The organism is Bacillus sp. JKS001846, from assembly GCF_900176455.1.
GTDB classification, from domain to species: Bacteria; Bacillota; Bacilli; order Bacillales; family Bacillaceae_G; genus Bacillus_A; species Bacillus_A cereus.
On the sequence record NZ_FWYG01000001.1, the window covers coordinates 792,263 to 807,369 of the forward strand.

A 15,107-nucleotide genomic window follows, 5' to 3' on the forward strand; every position below is an offset into this window, starting at 1 on the left:
AAGGTGAAACAAATGAAGGAATATATAATGTCTCGTGTATTTAAAGCATCTGCTGGAATCGCACAAGGTATTTTCGTATCCCTCGGAATTGGTTTACTGATCGAAAATATAGGAAGAATTGTTGATATACCATTACTTATTACAATCGGAGTTGTTGCAAAATCACTAATGGCACCGGCAATTGGTGCCGGAATTGCTTTTATGCTCGGTGCAAACGGTCTTGTAATCTTCTCAGCGATGGTAGCCGGAGCAATTGGTGCCGGATCCATTTCAATTACTGAAGCTGGTCTAATTATTAAAACAGGTGAGCCAATCGGTGCATTATTAACAGCAACTTTAGCTGTATATATTGGTAAACGTTTAAGTGGAAAAACTGCGTTAGATATGATGCTCGTTCCATTTGCGGCCATATTAGGTTCTGGTTTAGTTGGTATTTGGTTATCTCATAATATTACTCCTGTTTTAAATACAGTTGGAGCGTTTATTAAAGATAGCTCAGCTGGTAGCCCATTCATCGCTTCTATCGTCATTGCAGTCGTTTGGGGACTATTACTTATCTCTCCAGCTTCATCAGCTGCGTTAGCAATTGCACTTAGCTTAGACGGTGTTGCAGGTGGTGCTGCTCTTGCCGGATGCGTCGCTCAGTTTATCGGATTCTCTGTCATCTCAGCGAAAGAAAATAATTTAGGTGGCATATTAGCTCAAGCACTTTGTACTCCGAAAGTACAGTTACCAAATATCACTAAAAATCCAATGATTCTCGTCCCAACTGTCGTTGCCAGTGCTATAGTCGGTCCAGTATCCGCATTAATTTTCCAACTGGAAGCAGGAAAGGAAATTGCAGGTCTTGGATTAAGTTCTCTTATCGCACCAATTAATTTAATTTCCAGCCAAGGATGGGAAGTTCTCCCGGCGATGGTAATTACTTATATCGTCATTCCAGTAGCTGTTTCTTATATACTTTACATTGCTCTTAAAAAAGCAGGTCGTATTCACTCTGGTGATATGACTGTACCGCAATCTTAAGTTGAAAATCTCCTTAATAATATATAAAAGCAGACTGAGAAGCCACAGTCTGCTTTTTTGTCATGCTACATTCTATGATTTTGTTTTACTGGAACTCTTATCGGTTCTTTGGCCAATAAGAGCTGAACGCCGAAGTAAAGTATGCTTGCAAGCGTCATTCCAGAAACGGCATCTACAAAGGCATGCTGCTTCGTAAATAGCGTTGATAAAATAATAAGTGTACCGAAGAAAGTAAGGATGTAATATTCAAAAGCATGCTGTTCTCTACGCTTAAAGGCAGCTAACATAATTACAAATGTAGTAAGAACGTGAATGCTAGGGAAACAGTTTACAGGTTGATCGATACTATAAATATAGCGAACTAGTTCAGAAAATACATCTGTTCCAACGACAGTCGGACGCGGTACAGTTGTTTGCCAAAAATAATAAATAGAAAAACAAGCAAGCTTTCCAAAAATAACACTACTTAAAGTGACATAATATTGCTTTCGGTCAGCAAAGCAGTAATAAATAAGTGCGCCGTATAAGTATGGAAACCAAAGTAAATAAGGAATAATAAATGCTTTTACAAATGGAATCCAATCATCTACTACAGTTGTAACGTCTACTGCGTGAACAGTCGATTTATTTAATACGTCGTAAAGGGGACTTACGAGCACGAGTAGAAGTATATAACTTAACGGAAGAAAAGATGAAAGTTTAAATTTCTTCATGTTGATCTCCTATGTTTAGTAATGTAAGTAAATTCAATTGATTATAATATAGAAACGTGAATTGGGCTATCGATTTTACTTACATTTTCTTGAATTAACCTTACGTTTTTGTCACTTGACTAAAAAGAAGGAGAGGGTGCTAAATGAAGCGTTTATCGTATTTCTTATTTTTTATATTGATATGCCTAGTAGGTGCTGGGTGTGCAAAGGATAAAGCAGGAGAGAAATTAGAATATAACGGAAGAGCACTCGTAATTGGAGTTGTTGGAGAAAAGCCGAAAGATACGTTTAGGAATGTAAAGTTTGAAGAAATGAAGTTAGAGGAACTGGAAAAGAAATCTAAGGAAGTGGATGGTTTTCTAATAATGAAAGATCACTTTCAAGAAGCCTCAACAGAGCAGTATAAAAATGTATTTTCATCGCTAAAGAAACCAGTGTTTTTTATCGGTTTACAAGATAAATCATATTCAATTTTTATTACAAAAGGAATAGAGTATAACAGTGCACGAAAAGATGTAAATGCTATGTATACGCAAGGCTTTGCAAATATCGGAAGTGGTGAAGGGCAACAATGGGCAATTGGTTTATCTAATGGTGGAAATACAGAAGAAAGTATTCATAATATGTATATCGTCGTATTTCAAACCATCGCAGATTATTTGAATAGATGATGAGGGAGCCTGTAAACGAGGCTTCTTATTTTTTTAATCAAACGTTTGTTTAAGCTGTATGTTCGGTAGGAAGAAACTGATGTAACTCAATGGTTAACAAAGAGAAATGGAGAATTAATCAAACGTTTGTTTAAGCTGTATGTTCGGTAGGAAGAAACTCCTGTAGTTCAAAGGTTAAGAAAGAAAAATGGAGAATTAATCAAACGCTTGTTTAAGATATATGTTTGGTGCAGAATCTAAAAAATTTATATATTTATTTTTTTCTTAACAAATGGCGGAAAAATAAGAAAAATTCGCAGGATTATTAAAAATTATCACGAAATAAGTAAAAGTTTAGCGAATAATGGTTTGAAATAATAAAACGTTTTCTATATGATAAAGGTAAAGGTTAGTAAAAAAGTAGGTGAATTTATGACAGTAACATTTTATTCATATCCAAAGTGTGGCACATGTCAAAAGGCAAAGAAATGGTTTGAGGCAAACGATGTAGCATATGAGATGATTCATATTGTTGAAAATCCACCATCAAAAGAAGATTTACGTAATTTACATGAAAAAAGTGAATTACCATTAAAAAAATTCTTTAATACAAGTGGAATGCGTTACCGTGAACTTGGTCTAAAAGATAAGTTGAAAGATGCAAGCGAAGACGAAATGTATGAGCTTTTAGCATCTGATGGCATGTTGATTAAACGTCCAATTGTAACAGATGGAACGAATGTAACACTTGGTTTTAACGAAGAGCAGTTTGAAAGTGTGTGGAAAAAGTACCAATAAGGTATTTTTACATAATTAATACATTCACTGGAGGTACAGTCATGAGCATTCCAAATAATTTACGTTACTCTGAAGAACACGAATGGGTAAAAACTGAAGGTAATGAAGTTGTTATCGGTATCACTCACTTTGCACAAGGTGAGCTAGGCGATATCGTATTCGTTGAACTTCCTGAAGTAGGTGCAACAATCGAAGCTGACGAGCCATTCGGAAGCGTAGAATCTGTTAAAACAGTTTCTGAGTTATACGCACCTGTAAGCGGTAAAGTTGTAGCAGTAAACGAAGAATTAAGTGACAAACCAGAACTTGTTAACGAATCTCCATACGAGGGTGCATGGATGGTTAAAGTTGAACTTTCTGATGCAAGCCAAGTTGAGAAGTTATTAACTGCAGAAAAATATGCAGAAATGACAAACCAAGACTAATTATAGTCGACTAAAGGACAGCCTTTGTGCTGTCCTTTTTTATTTTGTGTGAAATAATGAAATTCAAGTTATATGTAAATAAATAAGCTATTATGAGAAAAACTGTTTTGTGGTAAGGTTTCATAAGTCTTCACAATCTAAACGAGCCGCTTGCGCTTTTCATTGTCCAGCTCTAGCGGCTAGATTGTTCGGTGGCTTCGCTTCTTCCTGCAAGGCCAAAAGCGCCTTTACGTCAGAAGCTCCATCCCCCTCACAATCTGAAAGAGCCGCTTGCGCTTTTCATTGTCCAGCTCCACCTCCTAGCCCTTCATGTCTAAGAACCTTCCGTACGAGAAGACAAAAAGCGTCTTCTGTACGAAAGAACCTTAGCCAACAGGGCTAAACAGTCGGTTCCGCTTTTCTTTTGCAAAAATAAACAGGAAACAACATGAAAATAACGAATATACTATATACTAAGTTCAAGGTTATATAGTATATGGTGATCGGGTGATGACATATGATTTATGTAGAAAAAGTCATTATTGTAGAAGGTACATCAGATAGAAGAAAGATTGAATCTATTATTCGTGAACCGGTGGAAATTGTTTGTACAAATGGTACAATTGGTTTGTCGAAAATGGATGAGCTCGTTGATCAGTTTTTTGATAAGGAAGTGTATGTGCTAGTGGATGCTGATGATGCTGGAGAAAAGTTAAGGAAACAATTTCGAAAAGAATTTCCGCAAGCCGAGCATATCTATATTGATCGCTCGTACCGAGAAGTGGCAACTGCGCCATCTACACACTTAGCAAATGTATTATGGGGAGCCGACATTGACGTTTATACAGAATATTTACGGTAAGGAATGATAGAAGTGATTGATTGGACAGGAGCCGAAGCTACAGCCCTAATAGAGAACGAAGAAAAAACAGTATTATATGTATATACTCCAATGTGTGGAACATGCCAATTAGCAAAAAAGATGTTAACAGTTGTTGAGATGACAATTGAAGGCCTCAAAATTGGGATGTTAGATTTAAATTATGCTCCGTATTTAGCGAAAGAGTATGGGATTGAAAGTGTACCTTGTTTACTTGTTTTTGAAAATGGGACACTGATGAAGAAGATATACGCATTTCATTCGGTTGAATATTTATATACGGAATTAAAGTAGGCGGCAAAAATTTTTGCCGCCTCGACATATTTCTTGGGAAATATGTCGAGATGCAGGGTGGATACAGTATTTGTCGAGCGAAAATAACAGGATTGCTCTTTAGTGAGAGGGAATGGTATGTAATAGAAAGTGATATGAAGGATGTGATTTAGGGTGAGATTATATTCTTTGCTTCAATCATTTGTAAATTACGCTAATGGTCAATATCATTTAGAACCGCTTTTAAGACAAGAAGAAAAAACTGTTAATTTTCGCTTTGGAGATGAAAGTTGTTCGTTACAAATTTCAAGAGATTATATAGAGCTGGTACATGAGGAAAGAGGAACGGAACAAATCATTTGCTTAGATGAAAAGGATATAGAACAATTGGTGAATGGAAATGTACGATTGCAAATGTTAATGAACGATGGACGTGTACAATATTCAGGAACGTACCGAACGATGTTATTAGTGGAATCGATGTTTCATATATGTAAACCGATGTCAGTAGGGTGCTTAAAATTCTGAAGTTTCATTTTTTGCGAAAATTTCTGTTGACATGGTGAGTGTATATTGATACAATTCAAGTCATAAAATATAGACAATTTCATAAATTTCAAATCAGACGAAAATTGAATCTGATTTCTCTTATCAAGAGAGGTGGAGGGACTGTGCCCTGTGAAGCCCGGCAACCGTCAACTTATGTTGAAATGGTGCCAATTCCTGCAAAGCGAATGCTTTGAGAGATGAGAGAGAGGGATAATGTTGTTATATACGCATATAAACCTTTCTGCTTCTCTAAAGCAGAAAGGTTTTTTTATTGTTTGAATGTGGAGGACATTCAAATAATAAAAGTAATGATAACAGTGGACTACACGCATTAAAAATAAAAAATTGCGGAGTCGATCCAAACAAAAAAGGGGTGAACATCATGATTCTATTAGAGAACGTAAAGAAAATATATAAGGCGAAAAGCGGTGATGTCACTGCTGTAGATAACGCCAATTTAAAAATAGAAAAAGGCGAAATATTTGGTGTTATTGGATATAGCGGCGCTGGAAAAAGTTCGTTAATCAGATTGTTTAATCAGTTAGAGAAACCGACTTCTGGCCAAATTACAATTGCGAATCGTGTTATATCAGCAATTACAGGAAGTGAACTTCGTAAGGCAAGACAAGAAATCGGAATGATTTTTCAACACTTCAACTTACTTTGGTCACGAACTGTACGTGAAAATATTGAGTTTCCACTTGAAATTGCAGGTGTTGATAAAGCGAAGAGAAGAAAACGTGTTGATGAATTAATTCATCTTGTTGGATTAGAAGGAAGAGGAGACGCGTACCCATCTCAGCTGAGTGGAGGACAAAAGCAACGCGTCGGGATTGCAAGAGCATTAGCTAACAATCCACAAGTGCTTTTATGTGATGAAGCAACGTCAGCTCTTGATCCGGAAACGACAGATCAAATTTTAGATTTACTATTAGACATTAATAAGCGTCTTGGTTTAACAATTGTACTCATTACACATGAAATGCACGTGATTCGAAAGATTTGTAACCGAGTGGCGGTAATGGAGAGAGGAAAGATTGTAGAAACAGGTCCAGTACTTGATGTATTCCGTAATCCGAAGCAAGATATTACGAAACGATTTGTACAGCAGTTAACAGATTCTGAAGATACAAATGAAACAATTGAAAATTTAATTGAAAAATATCCAGATGGAAAAGTAATTCGTTTGCAGTTTATCGGTGAGGCTGTAGAAAGACCAGTGCTTCAACGATTAATGCAACGCAGTGATATAGAAGTTAGCATTTTGCAAGGAAATATTGCACAAACGAATAACGGTTCTTACGGTAGTTTAGTTGTTCATTTAAATGGTGAGGAAACAGCGATTCAGCAAGCAATAGAAGGAATTCATCAAGATCAAGTAGAGCTGGAGGTGATTGCACATGGATAAGTTACTCGCAAATGTTGATTGGAATCAAATGTTAGAAGCAACTGGTGAAACGTTATATATGACGGCAATCGCAGCCCTTGCGACATTTGTTTTAGGACTAATTTTAGGATTGTTACTCTTCATGACAGCAAAAGATAATTTATGGGAAAACAAATCAATTAATACGGTGATTGGAGCATTCGTAAATATATTCCGCTCTATACCGTTCATCATTTTAATTATTTTATTAATCCCATTTACAAAGATTCTTCTTGGAACAATTCTTGGAGCAAGTGCAGCTCTGCCGGCTTTAATTATTGGAGCCGCACCATTCTACGCGAGAATGGTTGAAATTGCACTTCGCGAAATTGATAAAGGTGTAATTGAAGCTTCAAAAGCAATGGGAGCAAAAACAAGCACAATTATTTTGAAAGTGTTAATTCCAGAATCATTACCAGCATTAGTATCTGGTATTACGGTTACGACAATTGCTTTAGTAGGCTATACAGCAATGGCGGGAGTTGTTGGTGCTGGTGGCCTTGGAACACTTGCTTACTTAGAAGGATTCCAGAGAGGGAATAACGATGTAACAATCGTTGCGACAATTTGTGTATTACTAGTTGTATTTTTAATCCAGTGGATTGGTGATAGTTTAACGACTCGAATAGATAAACGATAATAAAAACGGGAGGATACTTTAAATGAAAAGATTATTACTTACGGCACTTATTTCAACTTCAATTTTTGGGTTAGCTGCTTGTGGCGGGAAAGATAAAGATGAAAAGAAACTTGTTGTTGGTGCTTCTAACGTACCGCATGCTGAAATTTTAGAAAAAGCAAAACCGTTACTTGAGAAAAAAGGAATTGAATTAGAAGTGAAAAAATTCCAAGATTACGTGTTGCCAAATAAATCGTTAGCGGATAAGGAATTAGATGCAAACTATTTCCAGCACATTCCTTATTTAGAAAAAGAAATTAAAGATAAAAAATATGATTTTGAAATAGCAGGGAAAATTCATATTGAACCAATTGGTGTATATTCTCAAAAATATAAGAGTTTAAAAGAACTTCCAGACGGGGCGACAATTATTATGAGTAATTCCGTTACTGACCATGGACGTGGTTTAGCAATTTTACAAAAAGAAGGCATTTTAAAAATTAAAGACGGAGTAGATCCAGTTAGTGCAACTCCAAAAGATATTGCAGATAATCCGAAACACTTAAAATTCAAAACGGATATTGAGCCTGGTTTGTTGCCACAAGTGTATAACAATAAAGAAGGCGACGCTGTTTTAATTAACTCGAACTATGCAATTGATGCGAAATTAAACCCAGAAAAAGATGCAATTGCAATTGAAGGCGATGATTCTCCATACGCAAACGTACTAGTGGTTCGTAAAGGTGATAAAGATAAAAAAGCGATTAAAGAGCTTGTAGAAGTATTACATTCTAAAGAAATTGAAGACTTTATTACTAAAGAATATAAAGGTGCAGTTGTTCCTGTAAAAGAATAATTGCTGAAAAAGGGCTGGTGTATGCCGGTCCTTTTTTACTACATAACTATAGGGAGAAGGGGACGTCATATGAAAAAGATTCTATTGTCAGTTGTTACAGCATTATCTGTATTTACATTAGCTGCTTGCGGAGGGAAGGAAGAGAATAAGCTTGTTGTGGGAGCTTCTAACGTGCCGCACGCTGTTATTTTAGAAAAGGCACAGCCGATATTAGAGAAAAAAGGCATTAAGTTAGAGATTAAAAAGTTCCAGGATTATGTACTGCCAAATAAAGCGTTAGCGGATAAAGAAATTGATGCGAACTACTTCCAGCATATTCCGTACTTAGATAAAGAAATTCAAGAAAAGGGATATAAAATTGTAAACGCAGGAAAAATCCATTTAGAGCCGATGGGTATTTATTCTAAGAAGTATAAAAGCTTAAAAGACTTACCAGATGGCGGGACAGTGATTATGAGTAATAACGTAGCGGAGCGTGGCCGTATGCTAGCACTGTTACAAAAAGGCGGCGTTATTAAATTAAAAGACGGAGTAGATGTTGTTAAGGCAACAGTAAAAGATGTAGTCGAAAATCCGAAAAACTTAAAGTTTAAAACAGATGTAGAGCCTGGATTGTCACCAAAGCTGTATGAAAATAATGAAGGTGATGCTTTATTTATTAATTCAAACTATGCAATTGATGCAAAATTAAATCCAACAAAGGATGCAATTGCGATTGAAGGATCAGACTCTCTGTATGCAAATATTATTGCAGTTCGTAAAGGTGACGAGAAGAAAAAAGAAATGAAAGAGCTAGTAGAAGTACTGCATTCAAAAGAAATTCAAGATTTTATTAATAAAGAATATAAAGGTGCTGTACTGCCAGTAAGTGAATAAATATGAAGGAAAGGACTGGTAATTTACCAGTCCTTTTTTCTTTATATAAATAAGAAGAAAGGTGTATCATAGAAAGGTGAAAAGGAATACTTGTATACATTTGTGAAAAAATTGTTACTTTTTTTCGTCGTTTGCGATATCATTTTATTTGATATAAAATTAGAATGAGAATAAAATGAGAATATGAACGTTTTAGGAATTTTTAAAATGTATATATAGGATTAATGGAGGTATTGAGATGGCTGGTTCTACATTAACGGTTAAAGACTTACACGTATCAATTGATGGCAAAGAAATTTTAAAAGGTGTAAACCTTGAAGTAAAAGGTGGAGAAATCCACGCAATTATGGGACCTAACGGAACAGGTAAATCAACTTTATCTTCTGCAATTATGGGTCACCCAAAATATGAAGTAACAGAAGGTAGCATCATCATCGACGGTGAAGATGTATTAGAAATGGAAGTAGACGAGCGCGCACAAGCAGGTCTATTCCTAGCAATGCAATATCCAAGTGAAATTAGCGGAGTAACAAACGCTGACTTCTTGCGTTCTGCAATTAACGCACGTCGTGAAGAAGGCGATGAAATTTCTCTTATGAAATTTATCCGTACATTAGATAAAAACATGGAATTCCTAGAAATGGATCCAGAAATGGCACAACGTTACTTAAACGAAGGTTTCTCTGGTGGAGAGAAAAAACGTAACGAAATTCTTCAATTAATGATGATTGAGCCAAAAATCGCAATCTTAGATGAAATCGACTCAGGTCTTGATATCGATGCATTAAAAGTTGTATCTAAAGGTATTAACGAAATGCGCGGCGAAGAGTTCGGTTGCCTAATGATTACGCATTACCAACGTTTATTAAACTACATCACTCCAGACTTCGTTCACGTTATGATGAACGGTCGTATCGTTAAATCTGGTGGCCCTGAGCTTGCACAACGTCTAGAAGCTGAAGGTTACGACTGGATTAAAAAAGAATTAGGTATTGAAGACGAAACAACAGAGCAAGAAGCGTAAGAGAGGAGCATAAACATGACAATCGGTACATTACCTTTCGATCAAGAAACAATCCGTCAACGCGCAAGCGAAGTAAACGAAGCTGCTTGGTTGACTGAGTTCCGCTTACAAGCTCTTGCACAAGCAACTGAACTTCCAATGCCAACGCCTGATAAAACGAAAATTGACAAATGGGACTTTATCGGAAAAGGCGACGCTGCTAAGCAAGAGCCTGTAAGTTCTTTAACAGAGCTTCCAGAAGCAGTGAAAAACTTAATCGATGAAAATAACAGCGTATTAGTGCAACGTACTGGTACAACTGCATTCGTTTCTTTAGCAGACGAAGCAAAAGAAAAAGGTGTTATTTTTACAGATATCGTAACAGCTGCAACTGAGCATGCTGAGCTAGTACAAAAGTACTTAATGAAAGACGGCGTGAAGGTAGACGAGCATCGTTTAACTGCACTTCATGCTGCATTAATCAACGGCGGTGCATTCGTATATGTTCCGAAAAACGTTGTTCTTGAAACTCCACTTCAAGCTGTATTCTTAGTAGACGGCGAAGAAGCTAACGTATATAACCACGTATTATTCGTAGCTGATGCGAACAGTACTGCAACTTATGTAGAAAACTACGTTGCAAATGAAAATGCTAAAGGTATTGCAAATATCGTAGCAGAAGTAATCGTGGAACAAGGCGCACAAGTGAAATTCGGTGCGGTTGATCTGTTAGCAAAAGACGTAACAACTTACGTTAACCGCCGCGGTACAGTAGGACGCGACGGCCGTATTGATTGGGCTCTAGGCCTTATGAATGACGGAAACACAATTTCAGAGAACGTTACAAACTTAATGGGCGACGGTTCATATGCTGATACGAAAACAGTAACAATTGGCCGTGGTAACCAAACACAAAACTTTACAACTAAAGTTGTTCACTTCGGTAAACACTCTGAAGGTTGGATTTTAAAACACGGTGTACAAAAAGATAGCGCAACATCTATCTTTAACGGAATTGGTAAGATTGAACACGGTGCATCTAAATCAAATGCACAACAATCTTCTCGCGTTCTTATGTTAGATGAAAAAGCTCGTGGGGATGCAAACCCAATTCTTTTAATCGACGAAGATGATGTAATGGCAGGTCACGCAGCTTCAGTAGGTCGCGTAGACCCAGTCCAACTATACTACTTGATGAGCCGTGGTATTCCAAAACGCGAAGCAGAACGTTTAGTCATCCATGGATTCTTAGCACCTGTAGTTAATGAGCTTCCAATTGAAGGAGTAAAAGCACAGCTTGTTGAGGTAATTGAAAGGAAAGTTCGCTAATGAATATTCATGAAATACGCAAACAGTTTCCAATTCTTGATCAAAAAGTGAACGGCAAACAACTTGTTTATTTCGATAGTGCAGCAACTTCTCAAAAACCAATTCAAGTCATTGAAACGTTAGAACGTTACTATAAAGAATATAACTCTAACGTGCATCGCGGTGTTCATACGCTCGGTACGAAAGCTACCGACGCGTATGAAGGTGCACGCGAGAAAGTTCGCAAGTTTATTAACGCGAAATCAATGGAAGAGATTATTTTCACGCGCGGAACGACAACTGCATTAAATACAGTAGCGGCTAGCTATGGTCTTGAAAATGTAAAAGAAGGCGATGAAATCGTTATTTCTTACATGGAGCACCATAGTAACATCATTCCGTGGCAGCAAGTTGCGAAGAAAACTGGCGCAACTTTAAAATATCTTCCGCTTCAACCAGATGGGACAATTTCAATAGAAGATGCTCGTCAAACAATTACACCGAATACAAAAATCGTTTCTATCATGTATGTTTCTAACGTACTTGGAACGATTAACCCTGTAAAAGAAATCGGAGCAATTGCACACGAAAATGGCGCAATTATGGTCGTTGACGGTGCACAAAGTACACCTCACATGAAAGTAGATGTACAAGATTTAAACTGTGATTTCTACGCATTATCTGCTCATAAGATGTGTGGCCCTACAGGTATCGGCATATTATATGGTAAAAAAGAATTGCTAAACAATATGGAGCCAATTGAATTTGGTGGTGAAATGATTGATTTCGTAGATTTACAAGAATCTACTTGGAAAGAGCTTCCGTGGAAGTTTGAAGCAGGTACACCGATTATCGGTAATGCAATCGGACTTGGTGCGGCAATTGATTTCCTAGAAGAAATCGGTCTTGATAATATTGAAAAGCATGAGCATGAATTAGCGCAATACGCTTTAGAAAGACTATCAGAAGTAGATGGCGTTACAATTTATGGTCCAAAGCATCGCGCTGGTCTTGTTACATTTAATATTGAAGACGTACATCCTCACGATGTAGCGACTGTATTAGATGTAGAAGGCATTGCAGTTCGCGCAGGACATCACTGTGCACAACCGCTTATGAAGTGGCTAAAAGCTTCTTCAACAGCACGTGCGAGCTTCTATTTATATAATACAAAAGAAGAAATTGATACATTTGTTGACTCGCTAATCAAGACAAAGGAGTATTTCACAAATGTCATTTAATAATTTAGATACGTTATATCGTCAAGTTATTATGGATCATTATAAAAATCCTCGTAACCATGGCGTATTAGAAGATAGTGTTACCGTTAACTTGAACAATCCAACTTGCGGCGATCGTATTCAACTTACGATGAAAGTAGAAGAAGGTATTGTGCAAGAGGCGAAGTTTGAAGGCGAAGGATGTTCAATCTCAATGTCTTCAGCTTCAATGATGACACAAGCAGTAAAAGGTAAGAAAATTGAAGAAGCACTTCAGCTTTCGAAAATTTTCTCTGACATGATGCTAGGAAAAGAGTACGATGACAGCATCGATTTAGGAGATATTGAAGCATTACAAGGCGTATGCAAGTTCCCTGCACGTATTAAATGTGCAACATTAGCGTGGAAAGCGTTAGAAAAGGGCTTAAACGAAGATAAGTAATGTTAAAGGTTCCTAAAAACGAGGTTATCTAAGGAGGGACACACCAACATGGCGAAGCAACTGCCAGATATCGGCGATTATAAATATGGTTTCAAAGACAAAGACGTTTCGATTTTCCGTGCTGGACGCGGTTTAACAAAAGAAATCGTTGAAGAAATTTCACGTATGAAAGAAGAACCACAGTGGATGTTAGACTTCCGTTTAAAATCACTGGATAAGTTCTACGAAATGCCAATGCCACAATGGGGCGGCGACTTAAACGACTTAGATTTCGATGAAATTACGTACTACGTAAAACCATCTGAGAAATCTGAGAAGTCTTGGGATGAAGTACCTGATGAAATTAAAGCAACATTTGATAAATTAGGTATTCCAGAAGCTGAGCAAAAATATTTAGCTGGTGTATCTGCACAGTACGAATCTGAAGTTGTATACCACAACATGAAAGAAGACCTAGAAGCTCTAGGAATCGTCTTCAAAGATACAGATAGCGCATTAAAAGAGAACGAAGATATTTTCCGTGAACATTTCGGAAAAGTAATCCCACCAACAGACAACAAATTCTCTGCATTAAACTCTGCAGTTTGGTCTGGTGGATCATTCATCTACGTTCCAAAAGGTGTTAAAGTTGATACACCACTTCAAGCGTATTTCCGTATTAACTCTGAAAATATGGGACAATTCGAACGTACGCTTATCATTGTAGACGAAGGCGCACACGTACACTACGTAGAAGGTTGTACAGCACCTGTTTACACTACTAACTCACTTCACAGTGCGGTAGTAGAAATCATCATTAAAAAAGATGCTTATTGCCGTTATACAACAATCCAAAACTGGGCGAACAACGTATACAACCTAGTTACAAAACGTGCGGTTTGTGAAGAAAACGCAACGATGGAATGGATTGACGGTAACATCGGATCTAAATTAACGATGAAATACCCAGCAGTTATCTTAAAAGGCGAAGGCGCTCGTGGTTTAACATTATCTATCGCGATTGCTGGTAAAGGCCAACACCAAGATGCTGGTGCGAAAATGATTCACTTAGCACCAAACACGTCTTCAACAATCGTTTCTAAATCGATTGCGAAGCATGGTGGTAAAGTAACTTACCGTGGTATCGTACACTTCGGACCAAAAGCGAAAAACTCTCGCTCTAACATCGAGTGTGACACGTTAATCATGGATAACCAATCTACATCTGATACAATTCCTTACAACGAAATCAAAAACGATTACGTTTCACTTGAGCACGAAGCGAAAGTATCTAAAGTATCAGAAGAACAATTATTCTACCTAATGAGCCGTGGTATTTCTGAGCAAGAAGCTACAGAAATGATCGTAATGGGCTTCATTGAACCATTCACTCGCGAACTTCCAATGGAATACGCAGTTGAAATGAACCGCCTAATCAAGTTTGAGATGGAAGGTTCTATTGGTTAAATAGAAATGCGGAGCCGACTGTTCAGACCCGTTGGCTAAGGTTCTTTCGCACAGAAGATGCTTTTTATCTTCTCGTGCGGAAGGTTCTTAGACATGAGGGTCTAGGAGGCAAAGCTGGATAATATATGTATGAAGAAAGCGCCCTGCTGTGCAGGGCGCTTTTTTGTTTTGCGGATTTGTCTTGGCTTGGGAGAGGATACCCGGGTGGGTGTTCAGCTAAATATATCAACGATTTTTCAAATATATCGTCCATAACTCGAAATATATCAGCGATTATTTCAATATATCGACGATTCGACAAGGGATATCGACTTATCAACAAATTACGACATAGCAAGAGGAACGAATACCCCGTACCCTTCAAAAAGGAAAGGAGCATTTATACATAAAGAGGGCAACTGAAAGTAATTTAGATTAAAATACTGACAAATGCAGCAAAGAACTTATGGGAAAATCCCCACGGCTAACTTTCTGACAAATCCCCGCTCTACCAACAAATCCCCACACTGGCAAAAATAAAGTTTCTCATATAAAAAGGACAATCTTTTGCTTTTTCTCACAATGCGAGTACAATGTAAAATAGCAAGAAAAGACGAAAAGTATTTACAGGATTATTGT

At 37.3% G+C, this 15,107-nt stretch carries 17 protein-coding genes and 1 riboswitch; of the genes, 16 read left to right on the plus strand and 1 reads right to left on the minus strand.

Annotated features, from left to right (window positions below):
- The first annotated feature begins 12 nt into the window (after positions 1-12).
- Positions 13-1,026 carry a PTS transporter subunit IIC gene (locus B9A45_RS04210; RefSeq protein WP_000666178.1) on the plus strand — a complete coding sequence of 338 codons (1,014 nt, stop codon included), beginning with the start codon at positions 13-15 and terminating at the stop codon, positions 1,024-1,026.
- 65 nt (positions 1,027-1,091) lie between these two features.
- Here B9A45_RS04210 and B9A45_RS04215 read toward each other — a convergent pair whose 3' ends face one another.
- Complete coding sequence (locus B9A45_RS04215) at positions 1,092-1,739, minus strand: phosphatase PAP2 family protein (RefSeq protein ID WP_000713772.1); 648 nt, start codon at positions 1,737-1,739, stop codon at positions 1,092-1,094.
- Positions 1,740-1,882: 143 nt separating this feature from the next.
- Here B9A45_RS04215 and B9A45_RS04220 point away from each other — a divergent pair, with 143 nt between their 5' ends.
- The 15 genes from B9A45_RS04220 (at position 1,883) to sufB (ending at position 14,489) form a co-directional block, all read left to right on the plus strand.
- Positions 1,883-2,410 (plus strand): hypothetical protein, encoded by a 528-nt coding sequence (locus tag B9A45_RS04220; RefSeq protein ID WP_000826869.1) that lies wholly within the window; start codon positions 1,883-1,885, stop codon positions 2,408-2,410.
- 411 nt (positions 2,411-2,821) lie between these two features.
- On the plus strand, positions 2,822-3,187 hold the full coding sequence (locus B9A45_RS04225) for an arsenate reductase family protein (protein WP_000218968.1): 366 nt from the start codon (positions 2,822-2,824) through the stop codon (positions 3,185-3,187).
- A gap of 41 nt (positions 3,188-3,228) precedes the next feature.
- A complete protein-coding gene (gcvH, locus tag B9A45_RS04230) occupies positions 3,229-3,612 on the plus strand; it encodes a glycine cleavage system protein GcvH (protein ID WP_084063882.1) in 384 nt (127 codons plus the stop codon).
- Positions 3,613-4,108: 496 nt separating this feature from the next.
- Positions 4,109-4,453 carry a toprim domain-containing protein gene (locus tag B9A45_RS04235; RefSeq protein ID WP_000640870.1) on the plus strand — a complete coding sequence of 115 codons (345 nt, stop codon included), beginning with the start codon at positions 4,109-4,111 and terminating at the stop codon, positions 4,451-4,453.
- Positions 4,454-4,456: 3 nt separating this feature from the next.
- A complete protein-coding gene (locus B9A45_RS04240; protein WP_002062684.1) occupies positions 4,457-4,765 on the plus strand; it encodes a thioredoxin family protein in 309 nt (102 codons plus the stop codon).
- Between the two features lie 153 nt (positions 4,766-4,918).
- The gene (locus B9A45_RS04245; protein ID WP_084063883.1) at positions 4,919-5,272 is read left to right on the plus strand and encodes a hypothetical protein; all 354 of its coding nucleotides are present in this window, start codon (positions 4,919-4,921) and stop codon (positions 5,270-5,272) included.
- Between the two features lie 117 nt (positions 5,273-5,389).
- Positions 5,390-5,497: riboswitch (SAM riboswitch) on the plus strand.
- A gap of 178 nt (positions 5,498-5,675) precedes the next feature.
- Entirely contained in the window at positions 5,676-6,701 is a 1,026-nt protein-coding gene (locus B9A45_RS04250; RefSeq protein WP_000601778.1) for a methionine ABC transporter ATP-binding protein, read from the plus strand.
- Entirely contained in the window at positions 6,694-7,359 is a 666-nt protein-coding gene (locus B9A45_RS04255) for a methionine ABC transporter permease (protein ID WP_000359401.1), read from the plus strand. Before B9A45_RS04250 ends, B9A45_RS04255 begins: the two co-directional genes overlap by 8 nt.
- A gap of 22 nt (positions 7,360-7,381) precedes the next feature.
- Positions 7,382-8,194, plus strand: coding sequence for a methionine ABC transporter substrate-binding lipoprotein MetQ (gene metQ, locus B9A45_RS04260; RefSeq protein WP_016110898.1), 813 nt, complete (start codon positions 7,382-7,384; stop codon positions 8,192-8,194).
- A 69-nt stretch (positions 8,195-8,263) separates the two neighbouring features.
- The gene (metQ, locus tag B9A45_RS04265) at positions 8,264-9,070 is read left to right on the plus strand and encodes a methionine ABC transporter substrate-binding lipoprotein MetQ (RefSeq protein WP_084063884.1); all 807 of its coding nucleotides are present in this window, start codon (positions 8,264-8,266) and stop codon (positions 9,068-9,070) included.
- Between the two features lie 238 nt (positions 9,071-9,308).
- Positions 9,309-10,094 carry a Fe-S cluster assembly ATPase SufC gene (gene sufC, locus B9A45_RS04270; protein ID WP_000929160.1) on the plus strand — a complete coding sequence of 262 codons (786 nt, stop codon included), beginning with the start codon at positions 9,309-9,311 and terminating at the stop codon, positions 10,092-10,094.
- A gap of 15 nt (positions 10,095-10,109) precedes the next feature.
- On the plus strand, positions 10,110-11,402 hold the full coding sequence (gene sufD, locus B9A45_RS04275) for a Fe-S cluster assembly protein SufD (RefSeq protein WP_017674513.1): 1,293 nt from the start codon (positions 10,110-10,112) through the stop codon (positions 11,400-11,402).
- Positions 11,402-12,622: a cysteine desulfurase SufS gene (sufS, locus tag B9A45_RS04280; RefSeq protein ID WP_084063885.1), complete on the plus strand. Its 1,221-nt coding sequence runs from the start codon at positions 11,402-11,404 to the stop codon at positions 12,620-12,622. Before sufD ends, sufS begins: the two co-directional genes overlap by 1 nt.
- Positions 12,612-13,043: a Fe-S cluster assembly sulfur transfer protein SufU gene (gene sufU, locus B9A45_RS04285; RefSeq protein ID WP_000009523.1), complete on the plus strand. Its 432-nt coding sequence runs from the start codon at positions 12,612-12,614 to the stop codon at positions 13,041-13,043. The genes sufS and sufU overlap by 11 nt, the downstream gene beginning before the upstream one ends.
- Positions 13,044-13,091: 48 nt before the next feature.
- A complete protein-coding gene (gene sufB / locus B9A45_RS04290; RefSeq protein ID WP_001118827.1) occupies positions 13,092-14,489 on the plus strand; it encodes a Fe-S cluster assembly protein SufB in 1,398 nt (465 codons plus the stop codon).
- Positions 14,490-15,107: the final 618 nt, after the last annotated feature.

Excerpts from the sequence above, each read along its gene's own strand:
- B9A45_RS04210 (WP_000666178.1), top strand. The coding sequence starts at position 13 with ATGAAGGAATATATAATGTCTCGTGTATTTAAAGCATCTGCTGGAATC.
- B9A45_RS04215 (WP_000713772.1), bottom strand. The coding sequence starts at position 1,739 with ATGAAGAAATTTAAACTTTCATCTTTTCTTCCGTTAAGTTATATACTT.
- B9A45_RS04220 (WP_000826869.1), top strand. The coding sequence starts at position 1,883 with ATGAAGCGTTTATCGTATTTCTTATTTTTTATATTGATATGCCTAGTA.
- B9A45_RS04225 (WP_000218968.1), top strand. The coding sequence starts at position 2,822 with ATGACAGTAACATTTTATTCATATCCAAAGTGTGGCACATGTCAAAAG.
- gcvH (WP_084063882.1), top strand. The coding sequence starts at position 3,229 with ATGAGCATTCCAAATAATTTACGTTACTCTGAAGAACACGAATGGGTA.
- B9A45_RS04235 (WP_000640870.1), top strand. The coding sequence starts at position 4,109 with ATGATTTATGTAGAAAAAGTCATTATTGTAGAAGGTACATCAGATAGA.
- B9A45_RS04240 (WP_002062684.1), top strand. The coding sequence starts at position 4,457 with ATGATAGAAGTGATTGATTGGACAGGAGCCGAAGCTACAGCCCTAATA.
- B9A45_RS04250 (WP_000601778.1), top strand. The coding sequence starts at position 5,676 with ATGATTCTATTAGAGAACGTAAAGAAAATATATAAGGCGAAAAGCGGT.
- B9A45_RS04255 (WP_000359401.1), top strand. The coding sequence starts at position 6,694 with ATGGATAAGTTACTCGCAAATGTTGATTGGAATCAAATGTTAGAAGCA.
- metQ (WP_016110898.1), top strand. The coding sequence starts at position 7,382 with ATGAAAAGATTATTACTTACGGCACTTATTTCAACTTCAATTTTTGGG.
- metQ (WP_084063884.1), top strand. The coding sequence starts at position 8,264 with ATGAAAAAGATTCTATTGTCAGTTGTTACAGCATTATCTGTATTTACA.
- sufC (WP_000929160.1), top strand. The coding sequence starts at position 9,309 with ATGGCTGGTTCTACATTAACGGTTAAAGACTTACACGTATCAATTGAT.
- sufD (WP_017674513.1), top strand. The coding sequence starts at position 10,110 with ATGACAATCGGTACATTACCTTTCGATCAAGAAACAATCCGTCAACGC.
- sufS (WP_084063885.1), top strand. The coding sequence starts at position 11,402 with ATGAATATTCATGAAATACGCAAACAGTTTCCAATTCTTGATCAAAAA.
- sufU (WP_000009523.1), top strand. The coding sequence starts at position 12,612 with ATGTCATTTAATAATTTAGATACGTTATATCGTCAAGTTATTATGGAT.
- sufB (WP_001118827.1), top strand. The coding sequence starts at position 13,092 with ATGGCGAAGCAACTGCCAGATATCGGCGATTATAAATATGGTTTCAAA.